Annotated in this window: 6 protein-coding genes; 3 read left to right on the top strand and 3 right to left on the bottom strand. The window is 55.4% G+C overall.

Annotated elements, in window-relative coordinates:
- The first annotated feature begins 1 nt into the window (after position 1).
- Complete coding sequence (locus BN1127_RS21885; RefSeq protein WP_331419545.1) at positions 2-151, top strand: DMT family transporter; 150 nt, start codon at positions 2-4, stop codon at positions 149-151.
- A 10-nt stretch (positions 152-161) separates the two neighbouring features.
- A complete protein-coding gene (locus tag BN1127_RS19560) occupies positions 162-590 on the top strand; it encodes a DMT family transporter (RefSeq protein WP_041205391.1) in 429 nt (142 codons plus the stop codon).
- Positions 591-868: 278 nt separating this feature from the next.
- On the opposite strand, the gene BN1127_RS19555 is transcribed toward BN1127_RS19560, so the two are convergent.
- The 3 genes from BN1127_RS19555 to BN1127_RS19545 form a co-directional block, all read right to left on the bottom strand.
- Positions 869-1111 (bottom strand): DUF3297 family protein, encoded by a 243-nt coding sequence (locus tag BN1127_RS19555; RefSeq protein WP_005332143.1) that lies wholly within the window; start codon positions 1109-1111, stop codon positions 869-871.
- Between the two features lie 98 nt (positions 1112-1209).
- Positions 1210-2526, bottom strand: a complete 1317-nt coding sequence (locus BN1127_RS19550; protein WP_005332142.1) for a HipA domain-containing protein — start codon at positions 2524-2526, stop codon at positions 1210-1212.
- Entirely contained in the window at positions 2510-2803 is a 294-nt protein-coding gene (locus BN1127_RS19545) for a helix-turn-helix domain-containing protein (protein WP_231557527.1), read from the bottom strand. Before BN1127_RS19545 ends, BN1127_RS19550 begins: the two co-directional genes overlap by 17 nt.
- Positions 2804-3119: 316 nt before the next feature.
- On the opposite strand from BN1127_RS19545, the gene BN1127_RS19540 reads away from it, so the two are divergent.
- Positions 3120-4649 carry a flagellin N-terminal helical domain-containing protein gene (locus BN1127_RS19540; RefSeq protein ID WP_042650549.1) on the top strand — a complete coding sequence of 510 codons (1530 nt, stop codon included), beginning with the start codon at positions 3120-3122 and terminating at the stop codon, positions 4647-4649.
- Positions 4650-4865 lie beyond the last annotated feature (216 nt).

The following is a 4865-nucleotide window of genomic DNA, read 5'->3' as shown; positions in this document are numbered from 1 at the left end:
CCTGGCCCTGCTGCTGCTCGGCCAGCTGCTGTTTGGTGCCCTGTGCGATGGCCTCGGCTGGCTCGGGCTGGCCCGCCGCCGCCCCTCGGGAAAGGACGCGCTCGCCGCCTTGCTGGTGATGGCCGGCGCCCTGCTTATCGTGCTCGGTTAGGAGAAACACCATGACCATATTGATCCTGCTGGGACTGCTCAACGGCGTGGCGGTGAGCCTGTCGCGCACCCTCAATGGCCGCCTCGCCAGCGCCCGGGGCGCCATGACGGCGTCCCTCGCCAACCACCTACTCGGCTTTGGGCTGCTCGGCGCCCTGCTCATCCTCAAGGGGGCGCCCTGGGAGCGGCTCGCCGGGCTCGATCCTTGGCTGCTGCTCGGCGGCGTGCTGGGGGCGCTCTTCGTCGCCATCAGCAGCTGGGCCATCGGCCGTGTCGGCGCCCTGGCCTGCGCCCTGCTCATCGTCACGGGCCAGCTGGCGGGGGGCGCACTGCTCGATGCCCTGGCCGGACGGCTGGCCGCGAGCGATCTGCTCGGCATCCTGCTGGTGCTGGCGGGGGCCGCGCTGCAACGCTGGCAGGCCGGCAAGCCACGCTCCTGAGAATGAGCGGTGCTGTGATGGTGCGGATAAACCAGCAGGGATGACAAGATCGCCGCCTTGCCTGGACGAAAAGGCCGCATACCAGCCGGATCAGGGCCCTGGCGGAAGGGAAAAAGGCGAAAGAAAGGGAGGAGGAAGGTAAAGGAAGGCAAAGGAGAACAAAGGAAGAGAGGCCGCCTATGAGCCAGGGTCGGCCCAAAACGCAGAACACCGGCGCTTGGCCGGTGCTTTGAAATAACAAAGTTGCGCCCCTGTAGGGGGCACGCGGTCAGGGCCGCTTAGGCGTAGAAGGCCTCGACGGTGCCCTTGACGGTGATCAGCATGGCATTGCCGTAGCGATCCTTGGCCTTGGGGGAGGGGATCTTCACCCAACCTTCGCTGATGCAGTACTCCTCGACATTGGTGCGCTCCTTGCCGTTCACGCGAATGCCGATCTCGTGCTGGAAGCACTCTGCCACATGGTGCGGGCTACGCGGATTGGCCGCCAGACGGTCGGGCAGTGCAGGTTTGTTGTCGCTCATTTTATAGACCTGAGTGTGATAAAAAGTGGGTCATTGTAGGCAATGCCCGCCATGGGCTCAAGGCTGGGCTGCGTCCAATTGGGGTGGACAAGGTCCGGCTACCGTTGCAGCTCGGGCAACAGCGTCGCCTGCTCCTGAAAATGGTGGCAACGGCGCTCAACGTCGTCTCTGTAACGCGCCAGATAAGCCAGCTCGGCGGGATTGTCTGTCTCGACCAGGGCGATGGCGGCATCAAGCTGATGCAGTATGTCGCTGGCCACCTTGTGCAAGGTCTGCTGCAACAGGCGTTTGGGCAGGTCACACGCCTCGGCCATCTCCAGCAACTGCCATGCGTTGACCGCCTCGGGAGCAAACTCGTCGCCGATGGCCATGGCCAGATGCTGGTTGAACTCGGGGTAAAGCCCCACATTGACCAGATCGTACCAGGGGGTGGGCATCAGCCCTGCTTTTGATACGAAGAAGCTGTAGTTCTTGCCGTGGGCATCGTGATTGTTGACGCAGAGGTTGAAGAGCAGCCATTGCAGCATGTCCAGTCTGGCCTGCGCCGGATTGACACAAAGGACGCTGAGGCTGAACAGTCGTGGCAGGCTCACCCCTTCCCTAATATGGGCCACATCCCGCCCGTCACCGAAGTTGCGTTCATATTTTCGGGTGACGGGAAACCCCAGCCCCTGACAGGCATCGATCATATGACGACGGCGAACCCTCAAGCCATCTTCATCAAGACGCCGATCGAAGCGTTCTACCAGCAAACCTCGGTGGGACTTATCGCCTTGGCCGACCCTGTGCAGTTCGACCTGTGCCACCGGCATGCCCAGCAGTGCGGCCAGTCGCATGGTCACAAACTCATTGATCACCAGATGAGGATGGTGCTCGAACTTGAGGAGATGGGTGGAACAGATCTCACCCTCGCCAAATCCCAGCGCCCCCTCGAGCCGCAGCAGGTTGAGCTTGGCCTGCACCCCCGCAACCGATAAGCGGGGGCGACCATCCCAGACTTCCAGCGGCCAGAGCTCGGGCTGATCGAGCCGCAGCATCAACTCCTCTGGGGTGATGGGGCGAAAGTGGGTGGGAATATCGGGCTCTGCGGGCAGGGTAAAGGTGACCGCCCCGGAGACATCGCGGCCGATGCCGTGGATCAGGGCAAAGAGATTGCTGCGCGAAACAGATAGCGCTTCAATCAGGTGCTCCAGCCCGCGATTTTCTGGCAGCAAGTTGCCGAGATACGCCCGGATCTGGGCGCTGCTGGCCGAACCATCCAGCGCCAGCGGCGGTGAGATCGGGAAGCCGCGAGCTTGCCATGCAGGTGTATAGCCGAGCTGAAAAGTATCCCGTTGGGAGTCATATTCAAGATGGCCGATCAGCTGGTTACCCAGCCGAAGTTCAAGCCGATGGCGCTCAGAACCACTCATCATCACCGACCTCTGATTGGCTGCTGTCGCTCGTTAACTGTGACCCGGCTTCTTGCACCAGTTGCAACCTCAGCCCCAGTGCGTTCATCACCTGCAGCAGGGTCGAGAGGTAGACATCCCCCCCCTTCTCAATCTTGATCAGGGTCTTCTTGGAGATGCCGCACAGTGAGGCTGTCACCTCCTGGGTCATCCTGGCGGCCTTGCGTCTCTCGCGTATCGCCAGCCCCAGGGAGGCGGGATCCAGTTCTTTCGGGCCGGTTTGCAACGATGCGTCTGCCATCATGATCACGAAAAAAAGTGTAGGTTGTTACACCTTAACCCATGGCGTGAGAATACATCAATCAAATGTGTACGATGGTGCACTTTTGATGGTTCTGGTACTGGTTGCAAGATAAAAGTGTAGAGGAGTCTACAAAGCTGTTGGCGATTCACATAGTTACAACACTATCTCCTCCGCAGTGGAGTAGGGACTAGTGTCTGGATGTATGGAGTTAAATCCGATCACATCGTAAGTCAATTTTTAATAAAGATTCATATGGTAATGCCGATAGTAATTGAAGACTAGATTGAATCTTAGACTCTGCGGCGAGAACACGATGTTACTCTCAATTCGTACCAATATTACTGCAATAGCTGCACAACGTAATCTTAGTAGTCTGATGGGGTCTTTTGACTCATCTCTCAAGCGTTTATCTTCGGGCTTGCGTATCAACAGCGCAGCAGATGATGCTGCGGGACTTCAGATCAGTAATCGTCTGACAAGCGAAATCAATGGTAGCAATGGAGCAATTCGAAATATCAATGATGCCATCTCCGTTATCAATGTTGCTGATGGGGCAATGGACGAGTCGATGAATCTCATGCAGCGTATGCGTACACTTGCTCTGCAGGCTGGTAGTGGCATCAATTCGACAGATGACCGGGCAGCACTCAATATGGAGTTCCAGCAGATGCGTTTGGAAATGGATCGGATCGCAACCAAGACAACTTTTGCTGGACAGAGCCTATTGGCCGGGACATATGAAGGGGTGTTTTCTATAGGAGCTTATGCTGGTCAAAACATGGTCATCACAGATATGAATGCGCAAACCAAAAACCTTGGAGAAATGGTTTGGCAGTCTCGCAGTCCAACCAGCAGTAAACCTGGTGCTCACAGCATTGATGGTCTTCAGTTAGGTGCCCAACCTATCACACTCAACGGCGTGACGTTCGACACAAACTATCCAACGCTAGAAGCGTTTGTTGCTGACATCAATAGCACTAGCTTCCCAAATAACCAGAGCCCGATAGAAGCTGTACAGCACCCATTCTCGGTAAGATCGTCAATCGATCTGTCCACTCTTCCTTCCTATATCGATATCGAAGGACAGACAGTGGATTTGACAACGGGCATCGACATGACTGGCTGGGATCCTGTGAACCCCACGTCGGAAAATAGTTGGTTGATGGCAACGGTCGTCCATCAGATCAACATGGCGGCACAATCTGCTGGTCTTGGATTTTCCGTCAGTGGTTCGTATAACAACAACCCTGCTAATAATCAGCTCACGATACATAGCTCTCAAGGAAATAGCCTTACTCTGGCAAATGGCAGCATTCATCCACCCCAGCCACCTCAGCCTGCACCTCCGGCTCTTCCTATTCCACCAATCTCTGCTAATCCATCACTTTCTGCCTTACTCACGGATGTGAGTAGTACAACTTATATTGGACAACTTGAACTGAGCTCATCGGGTACTCGATATTCAAATATTGATATGGAAGGTAACACGTTGGGCTCTCTTGGATTTTTCCTTCAAGATAAGCAGAAATATACAGTCGATAACATAGATGTGCTGAGCGAGAGCAACGCCAGTCGTGCTATTAGGACCCTGGATGCAGGCATGAAGCAGCTTGGCGTACAGCGATCCCAGATTGGCGCTCAGGCTAACTCGCTCGAAGCGAGAGGGCGTAGTTTGAGTACGAGCCATGAAAATCTGAGTGCTGCTCGCGCACGGATTCGGGATGCTGACATAGCGAGTGAGTCTGCACGCATGGTTCGGGTGCAGATCATGCAGCAGGCCAGTGCCAGTATATTAAGCCAAGCTAATAGTCGTCCCAAATTAGCGCTGAGCTTGTTGCAGTGAGATAGCACCAAGGATTAGTTTATTGTGAAATGCTCATGGGGGTGATTTTCGTTATCATGATAAACTGTAAAGTATATGATGCCTTTTCGAGGGGATGACCGGTGCGCTCATCATAGATACAGATGGTATGAAAGTCTCTTTTGATGAAAATACGTGCAGAGTCAATATATTCGTCATTAAGCCTAACACTTTAAGCTTAGCAACTGCCCCGTAAAC

The organism is Aeromonas media (assembly GCF_000819985.1).
Classification (GTDB): domain Bacteria; phylum Pseudomonadota; class Gammaproteobacteria; order Enterobacterales; family Aeromonadaceae; genus Aeromonas; species Aeromonas media.
Note: the sequence above shows the minus strand (reverse complement) of the source record. Positions and strands in the feature narration are given on the sequence as shown.

What these genes read in the sequence shown, in the direction of transcription:
- BN1127_RS19560 (WP_041205391.1), top strand. Translation starts at nt 162, where the DNA reads ATGACCATATTGATCCTGCTGGGACTGCTCAACGGCGTGGCGGTGAGC.
- BN1127_RS19540 (WP_042650549.1), top strand. Translation starts at nt 3,120, where the DNA reads ATGTTACTCTCAATTCGTACCAATATTACTGCAATAGCTGCACAACGT.
- BN1127_RS19550 (WP_005332142.1), bottom strand. Translation starts at nt 2,526, where the DNA reads ATGATGAGTGGTTCTGAGCGCCATCGGCTTGAACTTCGGCTGGGTAAC.
- BN1127_RS19545 (WP_231557527.1), bottom strand. Translation starts at nt 2,803, where the DNA reads ATGGCAGACGCATCGTTGCAAACCGGCCCGAAAGAACTGGATCCCGCC.
- BN1127_RS19555 (WP_005332143.1), bottom strand. Translation starts at nt 1,111, where the DNA reads ATGAGCGACAACAAACCTGCACTGCCCGACCGTCTGGCGGCCAATCCG.